11 protein-coding genes are annotated in these 18,892 nt (G+C 60.7%); 3 read left to right on the plus strand and 8 right to left on the minus strand.

Translation table 11 applies throughout. The features are described from left to right. Positions 1-44: 44 nt before the first annotated feature. Genes FFS21_RS09060 through FFS21_RS09070 form a run of 3 tightly spaced genes read right to left on the minus strand, consistent with a single transcriptional unit; the run spans position 45 to position 3,392 of the window. Positions 45-548, minus strand: a complete 504-nt coding sequence (locus FFS21_RS09060) for a GAF domain-containing protein (RefSeq protein ID WP_137924493.1) — start codon at positions 546-548, stop codon at positions 45-47. Continuing rightward, on the minus strand, positions 545-1,522 hold the full coding sequence (locus FFS21_RS09065; RefSeq protein ID WP_137924494.1) for a Bug family tripartite tricarboxylate transporter substrate binding protein: 978 nt from the start codon (positions 1,520-1,522) through the stop codon (positions 545-547). Before FFS21_RS09065 ends, FFS21_RS09060 begins: the two co-directional genes overlap by 4 nt. 40 nt (positions 1,523-1,562) lie before the next feature. After that, complete coding sequence (locus FFS21_RS09070) at positions 1,563-3,392, minus strand: gamma-glutamyltransferase family protein (protein WP_137924495.1); 1,830 nt, start codon at positions 3,390-3,392, stop codon at positions 1,563-1,565. 129 nt (positions 3,393-3,521) lie between these two features. On the opposite strand from FFS21_RS09070, the gene FFS21_RS09075 reads away from it, so the two are divergent. Then, a complete protein-coding gene (locus tag FFS21_RS09075) occupies positions 3,522-4,475 on the plus strand; it encodes a LysR family transcriptional regulator (protein WP_137924496.1) in 954 nt (317 codons plus the stop codon). Positions 4,476-4,602: 127 nt separating this feature from the next. Here FFS21_RS09075 and FFS21_RS32440 read toward each other — a convergent pair whose 3' ends face one another. The 3 genes from FFS21_RS32440 to FFS21_RS09090 form a co-directional block, all read right to left on the minus strand. Further along, positions 4,603-11,028 (minus strand): calcium-binding protein, encoded by a 6,426-nt coding sequence (locus FFS21_RS32440; protein ID WP_137924497.1) that lies wholly within the window; start codon positions 11,026-11,028, stop codon positions 4,603-4,605. A gap of 330 nt (positions 11,029-11,358) precedes the next feature. Beyond that, on the minus strand, positions 11,359-12,786 hold the full coding sequence (locus FFS21_RS09085) for an HlyD family type I secretion periplasmic adaptor subunit (protein ID WP_137924498.1): 1,428 nt from the start codon (positions 12,784-12,786) through the stop codon (positions 11,359-11,361). A 4-nt stretch (positions 12,787-12,790) separates the two neighbouring features. After that, positions 12,791-14,890 (minus strand): type I secretion system permease/ATPase, encoded by a 2,100-nt coding sequence (locus FFS21_RS09090; protein WP_137924499.1) that lies wholly within the window; start codon positions 14,888-14,890, stop codon positions 12,791-12,793. Between the two features lie 622 nt (positions 14,891-15,512). On the opposite strand from FFS21_RS09090, the gene FFS21_RS09095 reads away from it, so the two are divergent. Continuing rightward, positions 15,513-15,830, plus strand: a complete 318-nt coding sequence (locus tag FFS21_RS09095) for a YnfA family protein (protein ID WP_137924500.1) — start codon at positions 15,513-15,515, stop codon at positions 15,828-15,830. A 260-nt stretch (positions 15,831-16,090) separates the two neighbouring features. After that, complete coding sequence (locus tag FFS21_RS09100) at positions 16,091-16,606, plus strand: pilin (protein ID WP_212745223.1); 516 nt, start codon at positions 16,091-16,093, stop codon at positions 16,604-16,606. A gap of 51 nt (positions 16,607-16,657) precedes the next feature. On the opposite strand, the gene FFS21_RS09105 is transcribed toward FFS21_RS09100, so the two are convergent. Together FFS21_RS09105 and FFS21_RS09110 are read right to left on the minus strand one after the other, a co-directional pair. Next, positions 16,658-17,653: a tripartite tricarboxylate transporter substrate-binding protein gene (locus tag FFS21_RS09105; RefSeq protein WP_137924501.1), complete on the minus strand. Its 996-nt coding sequence runs from the start codon at positions 17,651-17,653 to the stop codon at positions 16,658-16,660. A 58-nt stretch (positions 17,654-17,711) separates the two neighbouring features. Continuing rightward, on the minus strand, positions 17,712-18,887 hold the full coding sequence (locus tag FFS21_RS09110; protein WP_137924502.1) for an acyl-CoA dehydrogenase family protein: 1,176 nt from the start codon (positions 18,885-18,887) through the stop codon (positions 17,712-17,714). Between the last annotated feature and the right edge of the window lie 5 nt (positions 18,888-18,892).

An 18,892-nucleotide genomic window follows, 5' to 3' on the forward strand; every position in this document is an offset into this window, starting at 1 on the left:
CCCCTCTCCCACTGCGCGGGAGAGGGGAGAAAACAAGCGGGTATTCAGCGTCCAGCCACCGCCCCCACCACCATCTGCCCCAGCATCCGCAACGCCGTCAAATCCTCACCCGTCCAAGCGTCCACGCCAGCCAGGTAATTGAACGTCCCGATCACCCGGCCACCATGACACAGCGGCACATTCACCACGCCGTTCAACCCCAGCTCCCGGATGACCGCGATGTCGTCGAAGACAGCAGCCAGCGCCTCGTCGCCCTCACCAACAAAGACCTCGCCACGCACCAGCAACTGACGCGTCCAGGCCGTGTCACCCTTGATCTTCTTGCCGCCGACCGGATAGGCAAGCGGGTCAGACGACCACAGCCGTTCGATTTCGTGACTCTCGGCGTGCCATGCATTGATCGTCAACAATCCCGGCCCGACGATCTCCAGCGTGGCCTGCCCCACTGCATCCATCACGGCCTCGGGCGTGGCCGCACCGCGCAGGCGATCGAACAGCGGATGCAGATGCGTCTGCCAATGGCCCAGCGTATCGACGCTTGCCATCATTCCCCCTGGATGCCGAGTTCCTTGATCAGCTTGCCGTAGCGCACGGCATCGTGGCGCAGGATCTTGCCGAATTCCTGCGGCGTCGATGTCGCGGTTTCCACGCCGATACCATCCATCTTGGCCTTGACCTCGGGCAGCGACATCACGCGGTTGATCTCCGAATTCAACTTTGCCACCAGCGGGGCGGGCATGTTCTTAGGACCAAATGCGCCGTACCAGACTGCCAGTTCATAGCCGGGAATCGTTTCGCCAACCGTCGGCACGTTCGGCAGCAGCGGCGAACGCTTGGCCTCCGTCACGGCCAGCAGCTTGAGCTTGCCGGCCTTCACGTGCGGCAGCGTCTGCGTGCCGGCCGAGAACAGCAGTTGCGTCTGGCCCGCCACCGTATCCACTACAGCGGGCGCGCCGCCCTTGTACGGTACGTGCAGCATCTGCACGCCAGCCATCTTCTCGAACAGCACCGCGCTCAGGTGATTGGTCGAACCAGGACCGGCGCTCGCATAGGCCAGCTTGCCGGGATTCGCCTTGGCATAGGCGATCAGTTCCTTGACGTTGTTCGCCGGCACCGACGGGTTCACGACCATCGTGTTAGTCACGTAGGCCAGCAGACCCAGCGGCGTGAAATCGTCCACGCCCTTGAACGGCATGTTGGCCATCAGCGCCGGGTTCATCGCGTGTGTGCTCATCGAACCGACGAGCAGCGTGTAGCCATCGGGCAGCGCACGCGCGACCATGGCCGAACCGATGTTGCCCGAGGCACCAGGCTTGTTGTCGACGATCACCGGCTGGCCCAGCGATTTGGTCAGGTGCTCGGACAGCACGCGCGCCAGGATGTCGGTGGAGCCGCCGGCCGCCCAGGGCACGATCAGCGTGATGGGCTTGGTGGGATACGCATCGGCGGCCCCGGCGAGGCTGGCAAACGATGCGGACAAAGCAGTCACGCCGCACAGCAGCGCCTTGAATACGGACTTCATGATGCAACTCCCCTTCTGTCTTCAGCGTTGTAGTAATCCTTCAGCGGCCCACGGCATAGCCCTGCATGCCGCGCGCATTGGCACCGGCGCGCAGCACCAGCCGGCCCTTTGCATCGCGCTCGCGCGTGCACGCAGACATGCGGCCTTCGGACCAGTCTTCTCCTACGCGAACTTCGTGCCCGCGTGCGCGCAGCGCATCGATGGTCTGCGCTGGCATGCGGCCTTCGACGGTGATGCGGTTCAGCGTGGTCTGGCGCGGCCAGAACGATTGCGGGAAGTGGTCCACGTGCCAGGCCGGTGCGTCGATGGCTTCCTGCAGGTTCATGCCGTGTACCGCGTGGCGCATGAAGAAAGCCAGCGACCATTGGTCCTGCTGGTCGCCGCCGGGCGTGCCGAACACCATGTACGGTTCGCCATCGCGCAGGCACATCGATGGCGACAACGTGGTGCACGGACGCTTGCCCGGTGCCAGCGTATTGGGCAGACCCGGTTCGAGCCAGGTCATCTGCAGCCGCGTGTTCAACGCGAAGCCGAGCGACGGAATCGTCGGGCTCGACGACAGCCAGCCGCCTGACGGCGTGGCCGCCACCATGTTGCCGTGTCGGTCGATCACGTCGATATGGCAGGTATCGCCGACAAAGACTTCACGCTCCGCCCATTCCGCCACCGGTGGCAGCGCGGCGAAAGTCGGCTCACCAATGCCGAAGCGCGTATCGGCAGCCGCCAGCGTGCGCTCGGCCACGGCAAGATCCGGCATGCGCGGTGCTTTGCCACCCAGCGTACCGGGCTGCATCGTCGGTATGGCGCGGTCACCGATCAACGCGGCGCGCGACGCCAGATAGTGCGGATTCAGCAGTGCGCCAAGGTGACTATCCTCGAACAGCGGATCGCCATACCACGCGGCGCGGTCGGCCATGGCCAGCTTGGCAGCCTCCGCGATCTTGTGGACGAACTCGGGCGACGTGGGTGCGTGGGCTTCAAGACCTGCGTGGCGCAGCATGCCGAGTTGCTGCAGGAAGACCGGGCCCTGGCTCCAGATATCGCACTTCGCCACGGTGTAGCGGCCGAAGTCGAGCGTGGGCGGCGTTTCCACCACGGGCCGCCAGTTCGCCATGTCGTCATAGCGCAGCAGGCCGGTGTGCTTCTCGCCCGTGGTGTCGCGCACGGGCGTGTCCTTGCAATAGGCGTCGATGGCTTCGGCCACGAAACCGCGATACCAGCCATCCATCGCGGCTTCGATCTGGCCGGTACGGGTATCGCTCTTGGACTGCGCGATCTCGACAATACGCGTGTAGGTATCGGCCAGCACCGGCAGCGTGTGCAGTGCGCCGGGGCGCGGCACCTTGCCATCGGGCAGCCAGGTTTGCGCGGAACTGTGCCACTCGTCACGGAACAGCGACTGCACGGCGAGGATGGCTTGCGAGATGCGCGGCACCAGTGGAAAGCCGTCTCGCGCATAGCCGATGGCCGGTGCCAGCACATCGGCCACGGACCACGTACCGTGATCGCGCAACATCGTCATCCATGCGCCAAACGCGCCGGGCACCGTGGCGGGCATCAGGCCGATGCCGGGCATCATCTCCATGCCCTGCGCGAGGAGCGCTGCCGGATCGGCCAGCGCCGGCGCCGGACCCTGGCCGCAGACCGATCGCATCGCGCGCTCGCGCTCGCTCCAGAACAGGATCGGCACTTCGCCGCCCGGACCGTTCAGGTGCGGCTCCACCACTTGCAGCACGAAACCAGCCGCCACGGCGGCGTCGAAGGCATTGCCGCCCTTCTCCAGCACACCCATCGCGGTTTGCGTGGCCAGCCAGTGCGTGGAGGCAGCAACGCCGAACGTGCCGACGATCTCGGGGCGTGTCGTGAACATGGGTGAATGACTCCTGTTGCAGGCAATTGACTTGTGATTCGAGTATAGGCAGGGAAAATAACTGCCAAGATCGAATAACTTATCGTTGCATTACCATTCGGTTATACGACTTTGCTGATTCGCGCCCCTATGCCCATCGCTACTGACAAGCTGCTGCATCAGATTGTGTCGCGCCTGCGCCTGCGGCATTTGCCGTTGCTGCTGGCGCTGGAGCGTCAACGTTCGATCTCGCGCGTCGCCGCCGAGCTCAATTTGTCGCAGCCCGCCGTAACCAAGGCGTTGCGCGAGATCGAAGACATCTTCATGACGCCGCTGTTCACGCGCACGCGCAACGGACTGGAGCCGACCGCCACGGGCGACGCGGTCCTCGCTCATGCGCGCACGACATTGGCCGATGCCGATGCACTGGGCCGCCAACTGGCCGTGATCGAGGCGGGCGGGCGCGGACGGCTGCGGCTCGGCGTGATCCCCTACACGGCCCGCGCGGTACTCGATGCCGCGCTGGCCTATGGGCTGGGACAGTCGCCGCGTATCTCGGTGCTGGTGCGCGAAGGCACCACCGACGAACTCGTCAACGCGCTGCGCGGCCACGAACTCGATTGCGTGATCGCGCGCTCGTTCTACGTGACCGGCGAGGACATCATGCAGCAGCCGCTGTATCGGGAAGAACCCGTGCTCGTGGTACCGTCGCAGGCGCAAGCGCGGCTGACGCGCGCTGGACTCGACTGGAAACGGCTGGCCGAACTCGACTGGATTTTGCCGCCGCCCCATACGCCGGTCCGCCGCACCATCAACACGATGTTCGCAGTAGCTGGTGTTGCACCACCGCTGCCCATCGTCGAAACCTACTCGATCAAGCCGATGGCGACGCTGCTACGCAGCCAGCCGGACACCATTACCATCGTGCCGCGTGCCGTGGCGGCGGAACTGGCTGAATTGGGCGACGCGGCGACGCTGCCGTTTTCGCTGAGCTGGGATTTGCCGTCGGTGGGGGTGATGTGGCGAAGAGAAGCCGAGGTGAATGAGATGGTGGCGGGGATGGTGGCGGCGTTGCGCGGAGTTTCGCTCCCCTCTTCTCCTTAGCTCCCCTCTCCCGCAGGGCGGGAGAGGGGTTGGGGGAGAGGGCTGGAGGTTCTGCTTGCCGACCACTTCGCAATTTAAACGGCTGGCCCTCTCCCCCGCAACGGGAGAGGCGCTCTCTCCCACGAACCTACTTCCAGTTCGCAGCCAATGTCGCCCCGAGCGCGGCCTGATACTCCTCGCTGAGCGTGGTCTGCCCCGGCGCGGGCGGTGCGAACTGCGCCATGGCCGACACCAGAGAATTGACCTGCGAGTCCAGCAACTGCTTGCCGTCCGACATGACGAACTTCTCGACGTGATTCGCGCTCGACGAGAACCATCCCACGATCGTCATGCTGTCCGAGGTGCCGATCTGGCCCACTACAAGGTCAGACCCGGATTGGCTGAACCAGACTTGATCGTAAGAGGTGTTCTGGTCGAACGACAGCGCATCCGCGTTGCCGGCAGTGCTGTCGTTTTCGACGACGCGATCCGCGCCACTACCTCGAACGAAGCGATACGTATCGTTGCCGGTGCCCCCCGTCAGCGTGTCCGCGCCTGAGCCGCCCGTCAGGAAGTCCCCGCCGCCACCGCCAAACAGCAGATCATTGCCCTCGCCGCCGTCCAGCTTGTCGCTGAAGATTCCGCCCGTAAGGCTGTCGTTGCCCAGCCCGCCTCCGATATTCACTCCGTAGAGGCTGCTGTTGCTTACGAAGACGTCATCGGCAGAGCTAAGCATGGTGAAGGCGCCCATCAGGTCCGCACGGGTCCAGATTGTGCCGTCGGCGAACGTGACCTGATCGATCTTGCGTTCAGGGTAACTATCGGAGTAGTAGAAGTCCTTCAGGGTGACACTGTCACCGCTGTTAAACGACAGCACCAGGTCCGATCCCGATCGACTGACGCTATCGACATCCGATGTGTTGAGATCGGTGAATTGCAGTTGATCGACGCGGCCAACGGCCGAGTCGCTCTGAACGACGGTGTCTTGTCCGAACCCCTTGCTGAAGACAAATGTGTCACTGCCGGCACCTCCATCAAGCGTATCGTCTCCGATGCCACCAATCAGGATGTCATTGCCACTCCCTCCCTTGAGGGTGTCGTTGCCTTCGCCACCATCGAGACGGTCATTGAGGTTGCCACCGGTCAGATTGTCATTGCCGCCCAGGCCCGCGATATTCGCACCGACGAGGTTGGATGCCGTCACGGTGTCGGCGCCCGCGCTCAAATTGGTCAATGCTGCCATCAGGCCGCTGCGGGTCCAGGTGGCATCAGTGAAGACCAGCTTGTCGATCTTGTACTCGGGATAGCTGTCGCTGTTGTAGAAGTCCTTCAATGTCACGCTGTCGCCGCTGGCGAAGGCAAGCACCACGTTAAAACCACTGCGTGTGATGCTGAGCAGATCGGTGCTGGCGAGGTCCGTGAACTGCAACTGGTCGACGCGACCCGAGCTCGAGTCGCTCTGGGTGATGGTGTCCTGACCGAAGCCCTTGCTAAAGACGAAGGTGTCGCTGCCCGACCCGCCATTGAGCAAATCATTGCCGACGCCCCCGATCAGCGTGTCGTCACCCGCGCCCCCGTTCAACGTATCGTTGCCCTCGCCACCGTCGAGGCGGTCATTGAGGTTGCCACCGGTCAGGCTGTCGTTGCCACCGAGACCCCGGATGGTGTTGGCCATTCCCGGCAGGGCAACAATGACGTTATCGTTTTCGTCGCCGTAGGTCACGACGTTCGCACGGATCGCCGCAGCATCCCATATCGTGCCATCGGGGAACTTCAGATTTTTGACCGTGCTAACGGTACCCGACTGGGTAAAGTAGGCGTTGATGGTCAAGGCATCTTGTCCATTCGCGTGCACCAGCACGAGGGCGTCGCCGACACGTCGCACGCTGAGGTCTGCTACGTTGATGTCGGTCAGCTCTACGGTATCGAGCTGGGCGCCCGAACTGTCTGCGCTACCAATGGTGTCACGCCCATAACCCGTACCGAAACGGAATACGTCGATACCGGCTCCCCCGTATAGCGTATCGTTGCCCGCACCGCCATCAATGATGTCGGCTCCATCATCGCCATAGAGCGTATCGTCCCCGGCATCGCCGAACAGCACATCATTGCCGCCAGCACCGTAGATGGTGTCATTGCCGGTGTCGCCGTGGAGCGTGTCGTTGGCGCTGCCAGCTACGATCACGTCGTCTCCGGGAGTACTGGCGATCGATTTGGCTAAAACCGTATCGAGCGTCCAGGTTGTGCCGTCCACGAACTTCAGTTGCTCAATGCCATAGTAGGCACCGTTATTGTTATAGAAGTATTTGTCGATGCGCAGCGTGCTGTTGGAACCGGCAATCGACAGGATGAGATCGTCCGTGCCGGCAACGCGACGCACGGTGATGTCTTCCGGTTGAATGTCGGTATCGAACAGGACGACATCGGTATTGGCGAGGCCATCGGACGACTCAGCGATGCGATCGTTGCCGGAGTTGCGGCCGAACAAATAGGTATCGCTGCCCGCGCCACCATTGAGCGTGTCGTTGCCGGAGCCGCCGTCCAATACATCGTTGCCACCACGGCCGTCCAGCAGGTCGTCTCCGTCGCCACCCGCAAGGGTGTTTGCAGCACCGCTGCCGATCAGAACATCGTTCCCCTCCGTGCCCTGGTTCACCTGGTTCAGTATGGCGTTGAAGTCCCAGACAGTACCGTCCGCGAACTTCAACTGTTCAATACCGTAGTAATAGCCGTCGTTGTAGAAGAATTTCTCGATACGCAAGGTGCTCGTACTGCCTTGGATCGAGATCAGCAGATCGTCGGTTGTGCCATCCCGCTTGACGATGATGTCGGCAGGGACAATATCTGCGTCGAACCGCACGACGTCAGTATTCGCGCCGCCGTCGCCGGATTCTGCGATACGGTCGTTACCTGAATTGCGGCCGAATAGGTATACGTCGCTGCCGGTGTTGCCGTTAAGCGTGTCGTTACCAGTACCGCCGTCCAGCACGTCATTGCCAGCCCGCCCGTCAAGCTTGTCATCGCCATCGCCGCCCGCGAGCGTGTTCGCCGCACCGCTACCGATGAGAATGTCGTTACTAGCAGTACCCTGGTTCACTTGGTTCAGCACCACGTTGAAGTCCCAGACGGTACCGTCCGCAAACTTCAACTGTTCAATGCCGTAGTAGTAGCCGTCGCTATAGAAGTAGTTGTCGATGCGAAGCGTGCTGTCGCTGCCGGCAATCGAAATCAGCAGCGTATCGGTGGTGCCGTCTCGCCTGACGATGACGTCCCCGGGTGCGATGTCTGCGTCGAACTGCACGATGTCAGTATTGGCGCTGCCATCGCCGGATTCGGCAATACGGTCGTTTCCGGAGTTGCGCCCGAAGAGATAGGTATCGTTGCCCGTATTGCCATTGAGCGTGTCGTTGCCCGCGCCACCATCGATCAGGTCATTGCCGCCACGACCATCGATCGTGTCGTTGCCCGCGCCGCCGCGTAGCGTATTGGCTCCGCCATTGCCGACCAGTACATCGTTGCCGTCGGTTCCAGCTAATGTCATGCCGAAGACGGTCTGATAGTCCAGCACAGTTCCATCGGCAAACTTCAATTGCTCGATGCCATAGTACGCGCCATCGCTATAGAAGTACTTCGAGATGCGCAGCGTGCTGGTAGAGCCAGCAATCGTGATGAGCAGGTCGTCGGTCGTGCCGTCCCGCTTCAGGATCACATCGGAGGGCAGTACATCGGCGTCGAACAGCACTACATCGGTATTGGCTCCGCTGTCGCCCGATTCGACAATGCGATCGCTGCCGGAATTGCGGCCGAACAGGTAATTGTCGCTGCCGATGCCGCCGTCAAGGTAGTCATTGCCCTCTCCACCGTCGAGCACGTCGTTACCGCCACGGCCCTCGAGACGGTCATCGCCCGCGCCACCATTCAGCACGTTCGCGCCACTGGAGCCGACGATCGTGTCACTACCCGCCGTACTCGCAAGCGTCTGGTTCAGCACGGTGTTGAAATCCCATACCGTACCATCTGCGAACTTCAGTTGCTCGATGCCGTAGTAGGCGCCGTCGCTATAGAAGTAGTTGGTAATGCGCAGCGTGCTGCTGGAGCCTGCGATCGAGATCAGGAGATCGTCGGTAACGCCGTCACGCTTCAGGACGATGTCCGTTGGCAGGATATCTGCGTCGAACTTTACGATATCCGTGTTGGCAGTGCTGTCAGCCGACTCAGAAATCGTGTCGTTGCCCGAGTTGCGGCCGAACAGGTATGTGTCGCTGCCTGCGCCCCCGTTGAGCGTATCGTTGCCGCCGCCACCATCGAGAATGTCGTTTCCACCGCGGCCCTCGATGCGGTCGTTGCCCCCAAGACCGTTCAGTACATCATTGGTGGCATAACCGTAGATTACGTCCGACACGTCGCGACCGAGAATGACCTGAGCTTTGACATCCGCGATGCCAAGCACGTCGCCATTGGCAAACTGGATTTGTCCTACTGCGGCTGAAGTGCCAGCGTCCTGCAGGAAATATCCCTTGATCAGCAGGAGGTCGCTGGTGCCGTTGATCGAGATGTATAGATCATCATTGGAACGCGTAAGCGTGACATCGTCCTTGCCAAGGCCGCCACCGATAACGACGGCATCCGATCCCACTGCGTCTGAGGACGTGTTGTCGATGGTGTCGTAGCCTGCGCCCGGCCCGAACAGGTACTTGTCGTTGCCTTTGCCGCCAGTGAGAGTGTCGTTACCAGCGCCGCCGTCGAGCACGTCGTCACCGTCGCCGCCCGAGAGCTTGTCGTCGCCACCGTTGCCAAGAAGAATATCGTTGCCGCCCATGCCGCTGATGGTTTCCGCGATAGCGTCTCCAGTGATGCGGTTGGCCGTGTCGTCTCCGGTAATGGCGGTTCCCTGAACAAAGCCAATCTGCGAGAGTAAGGCGCCGAATCCGTCGCCTGACTGAGCATCTGACGAAGTGCGCAGCGCTTTAAGTATTTCGTCGCCGATGAATCCGTTCTGACCGAGTGCTTGGCCGAACTCGATGATGTCCGCCCTGGCACCGTTTGGATCGCTCGCATAGCGCGCTTTCAACAGCGCCACGATGTCGCTCACGTCAAACTTCGGGGTGCTGTCTACCTCGGAAAACGTGAGGTCAAGTGCGTCCATGTAGTCGGCATATCGAGTCTGCAGAATCAGCTCGCCATACACGAAGTTTCGAAGATCCTGGTACATGCCGTTGATCTGGGCTGAGGCGTTGGGCCCAGGATTCCCAGTCCCAGCATTGGTGCCGGCTCCTTGTATGAACGACTCACCCAAGTAGTTCTCCAGCGCAACGAGCTTGCGTGCATCGTCCAGGTACTCGCCCCGGCTATGGGGATCTACCAACGCGGCACCCATCCATTTGTAGATGATCGCGTCAACGAGATCCCAGCGTGCAGGAGCTTCGGCGTTTGCAGCAAACTGGCTAACGAGTGCCAACAGTGTGCCACCAGTGTCCTTGAGTATCGCCTGATGGAGACTGCTGACTCGTCCCGATCCTTCAACGTCCGGCATCCCTGCGAGGGTCGACTCGTTGTCTTCTTCAGTATTGAGGTCTATCGTATCCGTGGGGTCGACATGGAACCAGACGTCCGTTACGGCGCCGATATGACCATCCGTGCCGGTATAGGAGCCCAGCAAACCATGCTGATTCTGGTTGCCGTCAACTTGGTTACTGGCAATTGCATCGAGCGAAATGGACGCCACGTTGGCGGCACCGAGCGACATGAGCTCGCCATCTTGCACGTTTCCGTCCTGGTTCTTATCTTGCCAGACGAGCACCTTGTCAAAGTCTACGTCGGCGGCATCAAACTTCCCATCGTGATTCGAGTCGAGTGCGCGCAATGCATCGAATCCATTGGGCGCGTTCCCATCGCCGCCTGGCGTGAACTGGCCAAATAGCTCGGCGCCGCTATCGATCTTGCCATCGCCATTGCGATCCATGACGAGGAGGCCGTCGTCCTTCCCTACCCATCCAGTACTTTCGGCGAATCCATCGCCGTCGTGGTCGAAGTAGATGCCATCTGCGCTGGATACAGTTTCCACGCCATCTCCGTCCAGATCGATGATAAGTGGGCTGACTGTCTGCGCATTGTTGTTCCATTTGTCCCTGAGGGAGCTGGAGATCGCGTCTTTGCCAGTTGGGGCATTGATGCCCAAGGCCTTATAGACTTCGGCTAAGGCGTCCGATGGCAGCATATCGTCGACGACATCACGGTGTCTCCATGCCGTAAGCAAAATTCCGAGACCAGCGACCAACACCGCTGCTTGAGGTGCCAGCGTTGCGCCAACGACCACACCGTATGCAGCAATCAAAGCTTCGGTCTTAAGTACGACTTCAGCAACATCTTCCCACTTGGCAGTACCCTGGTCCGTCTTGTCGAGCAGGTCGGCCATAGCTGCCACCCAAGCGGGCTGCCCGGTCAGGATTGTCGTATACGCGCCTGCCCACGGATTGCTCTTGGCCGCGATTTTCACAAGTAAAGTGCCGGCAATTCCAATTGCTCCAGCGATTGTCTCTAGTTTCTCAGCTGTGGATGACTTTGTTCCCGTCATGATTAACCTCTTATTTTATTAATAAAATATACGAACAGTAATCCCAAAAATTACTAGAAAAATACCTATTAATATTGAAGCAATACATATCCTGAACATGAATATCTCGATCATCGATGTTTCAGCTATCTGTCTCTCCTCGAATGACAAATCTTTCCTTGTGCGACGATCTCGGTATCTCTTTGTCATATCGCGACATCGCTTTGGAATATAGAAAACGCCGGTTCCAACAAGGACAAATATCGCGAAATAAATAATGCGTATGCCGATTGTCAGGAGTTCATCAGACATCATAGATTTAGCTATCGTTAAGGATAAGCCGCGTGCTGCTCAGCGCTCCCGCAGACTCTCACTCGTATGCTGGATAAGCGGCGACAGAAAGTATTCGATCAGCCGACGTTTGCCGGTCTTGATCTCCGCGGTGACGAGCATGCCCGGTGAAATAGCCACCTGCTTGCCATCCACATCGATCGTGTTCTGCTTCAACCGAATCCGAGCCGCATAGATCAGCCCGCGTTTTTCATCCTGAATTGCGTCATCGGACACTGTGGTCACGGTTCCGTCGATCGTGCCGTACTTCGTGTAGAGGAATGTTTCCACCTTCACGATCGCCGACTGGCCCGGTTTGACGAAGCCAATGTCCTTGTTCTCGAGCATTGCTTCGATCTCGACCGCGTTCTCGCTTGGCACCACCACCATGAGCGCCTGCGCTTCAGTGACGACGCCGCCGACCGTATGGACCGCGAGCTGCTGCACCTTGCCATCGACCGGGGCGATCAGGCTTTGCTGCTTGACGCGGACCGATGCTTTCGTGACCTCCTGCGTCAGCTCGGCTTCCTTCTGCTTGCCTTCATTGAGTAGTTCAAGATTGGTACGGCGCGTCTCCGCAACCAACGCGTTCATCCCGGCCTTGCCTTCGCGCAACGCCGCCTCCTGCTCCTTCAGGCGGCTGCGTTGGGTGGCGAGGTCCGCTTCCTGCTCGATGCGGATCTGTTCCTTTTCGAGATAACCGTGCTTGGAGACGAAGTTGCGATCTGCAAGATCCTTGAAGTCTTGCGCGCGCTGCTGCGCGAGGGGCAGCGTACGCTCCAGCTTGCGGACCATTTCGCGGGTGGATTGGGCTTCCGCCTCGCGTTTGGCCATATCGGCTTCGATGCGCGCGACCTTGGCCTGGTAGTCGCGATACTGTCCGTCGAGCCAGCCCTGGGCCTGCCGAAAGGCCGATTCGGACACACTCTCGATGTGCACGAGCTGCGGCGTGTGTCCCCGCTCGATGGTGTCGAGTATGGCCTGCGCACGTGCGACCTGCAGCCTTGCGAGTGCGAGGTCGTGGCTTAATCGCGCCTGATCGGCCTTGCTCGCGGTGGGATCCAGTTCGATCAGCGTTTCGCCGGCTCGCACGAATTGCCCATCGGTGACGTGGATTCCGGTAATTGTGGCAACTTCGACCGGCTGGATTACCTTCGTCCGGTCGTTCGGCACGATCTTGCCTTGCGCGGTGGCAACGATATCGATCTGCCCGAAGATCGCCCAGGTCAACGCTATCACCAGAAACGAGATCAGCAGCCACAGGGTGACGCGCGGGATAGGCGATGGCGGGCTCGCGGTCAGCGCTAGCGCTGCCGGGAGGAATGCGGCTTCATCGCGCCGGTAGGCGGGGCCGTCAAGGACCTTGCGGTCCCGCCATGCCAGGCTGAAGATCTTGCCGTAGTGTGCGAGCAGGTCGCCAAGGCCGCAGAGTTGCTGGGAAATGGTCATGACATTAACCCGTCTGGATTGCGTGGAGTTGCGCGTACTGACTGCCACGTTGTGCCAGCAACTCGGAATGCGAGCCGATCTCGACGATCTGTCCCTTGTCCATCACGACAATACGGTTGGCATCGCGGACTGCCGAGAGGCGGTGCGCGATGATGAGCACGGTACGCCCGTGACAGATGGCCTTCATGTTCTGCTGGATGACGCGTTCGGACTCGTAGTCCAGCGCGCTGGTCGCCTCATCAAAAATCAGAATGCGCGGGTTGCTCATGAGTGCACGCGCGATGGCGATGCGCTGGCGCTGTCCGCCAGACAACGTGGCACCGTGCTCGCCTACCTGCGTGTCATAGCCCTCCGGCAGTTCCGAGATGAACTCATGGGCACCGGCCAGTTGCGCGGCCTTCACGACGGCAGACAGTGGCGCGCCGGGATCGGTCAGGGCGATGTTCTCCCGGATCGTGCGGCTGAACAGCATGTTGTCCTGCAGCACCACGCCAATCTGCCGACGTAGTGATGATGCATCGGCCAGCGCGAGGTCGATATCGTCGATCAGCACGCGGCCACGCTCGGGCACGTAAAGGCGTTGCACGAGCTTGGTAAGCGTGCTTTTCCCGGAACCCGAACGTCCGACGATGCCGATGACTTCTCCTGGACGTACCGACAGCGATACGCCGCGCAACACCTCAGGCATGTCAGGGCGATAGCGAAATACGACCTCATCGAAGTTGATCGCGCCTTTCACTGAGGGCAGTGGCGATTTTGCGTTGGCGACCTCGGTGCGCGTATTGAGGATGTCGCCAAGTCGCTGGATCGATATGCCAGTCTGCTGGAAGTCGGTCCACAGTTGCGCAAGTCGCATCACGGGCGTGGCGACGTGGCTGGACAACATGTTGAAAGCGATGAGCTGACCGACGGTCAGGGCACCCTCAATGACCAGTTTGGCCCCGAAGTACATCGTGGCCACGGTGACGAGCTTGCTGATCAGCGTGACTCCGCCATTGGCGACAGTGCCGACGGTAGTGGTCTTAAAGCCCGCGCCGACATACTGGGCTAGTTGATCGTCCCACTTGCGGGTCCATTGCGGCTCTACAGCCATGGCCTTCACGGTCTGGATGCCGCTGATGGTTTCCACCAGAAACGCCTGGTTCTCTGCGCCACGGTTGAATTTCTCGTGCAGCCTGCCACGCAGCGTGGGTGTAAACAACAGCGACAGCAGGAAGTAACTCGGTAGCGATACCACTACGATCAGCGTTAGCCAGCCGCTGTAGTAGAACATCACCGCCAGGAAGACGAACGAAAAGACGAGGTCCAGCACCACCGTGATGGCGTTTCCGGTCAGGAATGAGCGAATGTTCTCGAGTTCCCGGATGCGCGCCACGGAGTCGCCGACGCGCCGCGCCTGGAAGTACGCGAGCGGCAGCGTCAGCAGATGGCGGAACAGTCGCGCCCCGAGTTCGACGTCCATGCGGCTCGTGGTGTGCGAAAACAGATAGGTGCGGAGTCCGGTCAGGCAGACCTCGAACAACGTGACGACCAGCAGCCCAATGGCGATGACGTCGAGTGTGGTGAAGCCGCGATGAACGAGCACCTTGTCCATCACCACCTGGAAGAACAGCGGCGTGACCAGTGCGATCAACTGCAGCACGAACGACACCACCAGTACCTCGAGCAGCAGCTTCCGGTACTTGACGACCGCAGGTATGAACCATGTGAAGTCAAACTTGGCGAGTTGTCCCGCAATCGATGCGCGGGAGCTGAACAGCATCAGCTCGCCTGACCAGCGGACCAGGAACTCGTCGTTGGTCAGGATTTGCGGACGACCTGTCAAGGGGTCTTGAATCAGGGCCTTGCCGTCATCGAATCGCGCGAGCACGAATGCCCTGCCGTCGCAGTCCAGCGCGACGGCGGGTAGCGGCTGCAGCGCGAGCCTTGCGGCAGGTGGCCGCGTGACCTTGGTAGTGAGTCCAAGGTGCTTGGCCGCCAGTCTGCATTCCTGCACAGTCATGCCATCAGCGGCACGAAACTCGTGCGCCATCTGGTCCGGGTCTGTGCTAATGCCGTGGAATCGCGCAATGATGACCAGGCATAAGAGGACGGAATCCCTCATGTGCTCGGCGTCGGCGCGAGTTCCCTCACCGCTGACGAGCGTCAGCGGAGGACTCGAGTCCACCATGTTGTTTGTTCTTTTATGCTGACCTGTTTATCGGCCAGTGACCCCTTCAATACGCCTGCTTGCGTGGCAGACGCCCCTGTTCTCTGTGCATTCCTATTCTGCGCATTGCTTTCACCACCCCGAAAGCAATGGCGAGGTAATACTAGAATTACTATTTGGCAATCACAAGCCCGTCGAAGTGGGGTATTGGATATATTTCTATTTATTGACAAATTTTTTGTTTATACGACATGCACCCTCAGTGTCCGATTGCCGCTTTGAAACGGTTTATCGAGACTTTGCTGCCTCCTGTACGATGGTCTGCCCATGCTCCGGGTCGCCGCGTCGACGCCGATTTCTCTGGGCTGGGATCTGCCGTCGGTGGGCGTGATGTCGGTGTAGTAGGCGGAGGTGAAAAGAGTGGTGGGAGGGATGGCAGAGGAGTTGCATGGGCTGTCAAGTTGACACACGCTACTGCTTGCTCCCCATGACCGCTGCCGGTTTTGGCGCCTGCACCTTCCAGTAGAAAATGCACCGCCAAGAGTTAGCTAAGAAATCGCATCAATCATCAACACGCATGAAAACCGTATCCCTCTATTTCCTCACGGCCCTCGCCGAAATCCTCGGCTGCTACCTGCCCTACCTCTGGCTACGCCAGAACGGCAGCCCCTGGCTGCTGCTCCCGGGCGCGATCTCCCTCGCCGTCTTCGCCTGGCTGCTCACCCTGCATCCCGACGCCTCGGGCCGGGTCTATGCCGCTTATGGCGGTATCTATATAGCGGTCGCCATCGCCTGGCTCTGGCTGGTAGACGGCGTCCGCCCCTCCGTCTGGGATATGACAGGTGTCACAATCGCCGTCGCCGGCATGGCCGTGATCGTCTTTCAGCCTCGCTAAGATCAGAGTTAAAGGCGATTTACCGGTCACTTCCCACTGACAAAAACCGTCAATTTATGCATCATTCGCCTCACCCCTCCGCGGTGGGGTGACAAATTTCGACAGATACATCCGGTTACACCTGACAAGAAATCTCACATTTCTGTCCTTGGATGCCGATAAAGGGCCGATACGGGCAATTTTGGACCCTGGCACACCTGTTGCTCTATTGATTCCCGACAGCAACACGCTGTTCTCTACAAATTACAGGGGTCAATTCCATGAAAAAAGCACGGATGGGAATCCACCAACGGGTCCAGAAGGGTTTCACGCTGATCGAACTGATGATCGTGGTCGCGATCATCGGTATCCTGGCTGCTATTGCGATTCCGCAATATCAGGATTACGTGGCTAAGTCGCAGATGGCACGTGCCGTTGGCGAAGTCTCGGCCTACAAGACGGCTATCGAAGACCGCATCAACCAGGGTGCCACGACGCTTGCCACGGGCGACATCGGCTTTGTCACGTCCAATCTCTATGGTGACCCCACGTTCTCGTTCACCACGGGTACCGGCGTAGCCTCGATGGAAGTCACCATGGCTCGCGATGACGCTACCAAGAAGGTGGCGAACAGCGCAGTAAATGGCGCCAAGGTCACGATCAGCCGTGACACCAACGGCACGTGGACCTGCGCGACGACGGCTCCGGGAGGGACCACTGGCTGGAAGCCAGTCTACGCACCGAATGCATGCCCGGTTGCTACCGCTCCGCAGACTCCTGCACCGGGTCAAACCTGATACTGAAGAACTCGAAAAACCCCCTAGCCTTTCCCTAGGGGTTTTTTCTTTCTACCCCACCTCCCCCCGCATCCCAATCTCCGCAATCAACTTCCCATACCGCGCATTCTCAGCCGCCACCATCTGGGCAAACTGCGCCGGCGATTCACTCTTCCGTAGTTCCCCTGCATTCGCTTTCGTCGACGCATCGAGCTTGCCGCTGCTCTGCAATGTCGATACCGCATCGAACAGCCGCTTCGTCAGCGCCGCAGGCAAACCCGCTGGCGCAAACAGTCCACTCCAGTTATCGAGCACGAACCCTGGCGGCAGTACCTCGCCCAGCGTCGGCACATCCGGAAAGTAGACCGAGCGAGCCGCCGATGACACCGCCAATGCGCGGATCTGTCCGTTGCGTAAAAACGGCGCGGCCGTCGCCAGCACGGGCATGCCGAACTGGGTCTGGCCGCTGATCATTGCAGTCAGGATTTCGCTGGCGCCCTTGTAGGGGATGTGCACGGCGTTGGTATGCGTCTGGTGCAGCAGGCTTTCCACGGCGAGGTGCGAGACCGCACCCTTGCCGCCCGAGCCGTAGTTCAGCGCGCCGGGCTTCTGCTTCATCGCGTCGATCAGTTCACGCGCGGTCTTGTACGGCGACGAAGCGGGTACAGCCAGCACCACGGGGCCGCCCGATACCGACGAGATGGCCGTGAAATCCTTGGCCGCGTCGTACGGCGGATCGCGATACAGGTGCACGTTGATCACGTGCTGGTTGGCCAGCACGCCGAGCGTGTAGCCATCGGGTTCGGCGCGCTTGAGTGCGCGAGCGCCGATGATGCCGCCTGCACCGCCGATGTTCTCGACCACCATCGGCTGGCCGAGCATCGGGCCGAGTTCGGCGGTCAGGCTGCGGGCCATCGAATCCGGCGCGGTGCCTGCGATGAACGGCACGATCACGCGGATCGGGCGCGAGGGATAGTTGGCGGAGGGGGCGGCTGCAAAGCCGGTGCGGGTCACGATGCCGCCCAGTGCGGCAGCGCCCGTCGTGGCAAGCCACTGACGTCGGTTCATGTCTGGTCTCCTGTTATGGCCGGCGCGCGGTCTGGTGCCGCGTCGCCGTGGGTCTTGGTCAGGCCGAAGCGGGGTCGAGGATGGCCTTGGCGATGGTGTTGCGCTGGATCTCGCTGGTGCCCGTGAAGATGCGGAACATCCGCAGCTTGCGCCAGGTCTGCTCGACGGGATGGCCGCGCGTCACGCCGAGGTTGCCGTGGATCTGCACAGCCTTGTCGGCCACTTCGAAGCAGCGCTCGGAGACGAACAGCTTGCACGCCGCCGCCTTCATGCGCAGGTCCGCGCCCGCATCGGCCAGCATCGCGGTCTGGGCGATCATGCTCTCGCACGCCCACAACGCCGCCGCCATGTCGGCCAGCATATGCTGAATGGCCTGAAAGCGCGCAATCGGTCCACCGAACTGGCGACGTTGCCCCGCGTATTCCACCGATGCTTCGTACGCACGCATCGCCAGCCCCAGCATCGACGGGCAATGCAGTAGCCGGTTCACGTTGATGCGCGACATGCCCAGCTTGAACCCCCTGCCCTCGCCGCCGAAGATATTGGCGCGCGGCACGCGCACGTTCTCGAAATGGATGTCCGCGTCGATATGCTGGCCCGACATCGGCACATACTCGGTGCTCACCGTCACGCCGGGCAGGTCGAGATCCACCAGCACCGCCGTGATCGATGGCGGCGTGGTCGAGGCATCCGTCACGCACATCACGATGGCGAAGTCTGCAAACGGTGCGCCGCTGATGTAGTGCTTCGTGCCGTTGATGACGAGTTCGTCGCCATCCACCACGGCGCTCGTGCGGATGCTTTGCGCGTCGGAGCCCGAGTGCGGTTCGGTCAGCGCGAAGCATGTCGATTTCTGGCCGCGAATCACGGGTTCGAAGTAACGCGCCACCTGATCGGGCGTGGCGTACTTCAGCATATTGCCCACGCGCGGCGGGCCGCCGAGATCGCCGAGCACATGGGGCGCCAGCGCGGCGCCGCTTGCAGCGAGGTCGGCCTTGAGTGCGCATTGTTCGGCGATATTGAGGCCGCGCCCGCCCAGTTCCACGGGCAGGCACGATGCATACAGCCCCAGTTCGCTGGAGCGTCGCCACACACCGCGCAGCACGTCGCGCGGCCATGCATCTTCGCTGCCGAGGCCGAGTTCGCGTTCCAGCGGACGCAGTTCCTCGTCGATGTAGCGCTGCACGGCGGCGCGGGTTTCGATCAGTACCGGATTGTTCAGATGGTCGAACATGGTGG

Source organism: Cupriavidus sp. 2SB, assembly GCF_005503625.1.
Taxonomy (GTDB): Bacteria; Pseudomonadota; Gammaproteobacteria; order Burkholderiales; family Burkholderiaceae; genus Cupriavidus.

Coding starts and splice junctions, on each gene's coding strand:
- FFS21_RS09085 (WP_137924498.1), bottom strand. CDS start 12,786: ATGACCATTTCCCAGCAACTCTGCGGCCTTGGCGACCTGCTCGCACAC.
- FFS21_RS09070 (WP_137924495.1), bottom strand. CDS start 3,392: ATGTTCACGACACGCCCCGAGATCGTCGGCACGTTCGGCGTTGCTGCC.
- FFS21_RS09105 (WP_137924501.1), bottom strand. CDS start 17,653: ATGAACCGACGTCAGTGGCTTGCCACGACGGGCGCTGCCGCACTGGGC.
- FFS21_RS09060 (WP_137924493.1), bottom strand. CDS start 548: ATGATGGCAAGCGTCGATACGCTGGGCCATTGGCAGACGCATCTGCAT.
- FFS21_RS09100 (WP_212745223.1), top strand. CDS start 16,091: ATGAAAAAAGCACGGATGGGAATCCACCAACGGGTCCAGAAGGGTTTC.
- FFS21_RS09090 (WP_137924499.1), bottom strand. CDS start 14,890: ATGAGGGATTCCGTCCTCTTATGCCTGGTCATCATTGCGCGATTCCAC.
- FFS21_RS09110 (WP_137924502.1), bottom strand. CDS start 18,887: ATGTTCGACCATCTGAACAATCCGGTACTGATCGAAACCCGCGCCGCC.
- FFS21_RS09095 (WP_137924500.1), top strand. CDS start 15,513: ATGAAAACCGTATCCCTCTATTTCCTCACGGCCCTCGCCGAAATCCTC.
- FFS21_RS32440 (WP_137924497.1), bottom strand. CDS start 11,028: ATGACGGGAACAAAGTCATCCACAGCTGAGAAACTAGAGACAATCGCT.
- FFS21_RS09075 (WP_137924496.1), top strand. CDS start 3,522: ATGCCCATCGCTACTGACAAGCTGCTGCATCAGATTGTGTCGCGCCTG.
- FFS21_RS09065 (WP_137924494.1), bottom strand. CDS start 1,522: ATGAAGTCCGTATTCAAGGCGCTGCTGTGCGGCGTGACTGCTTTGTCC.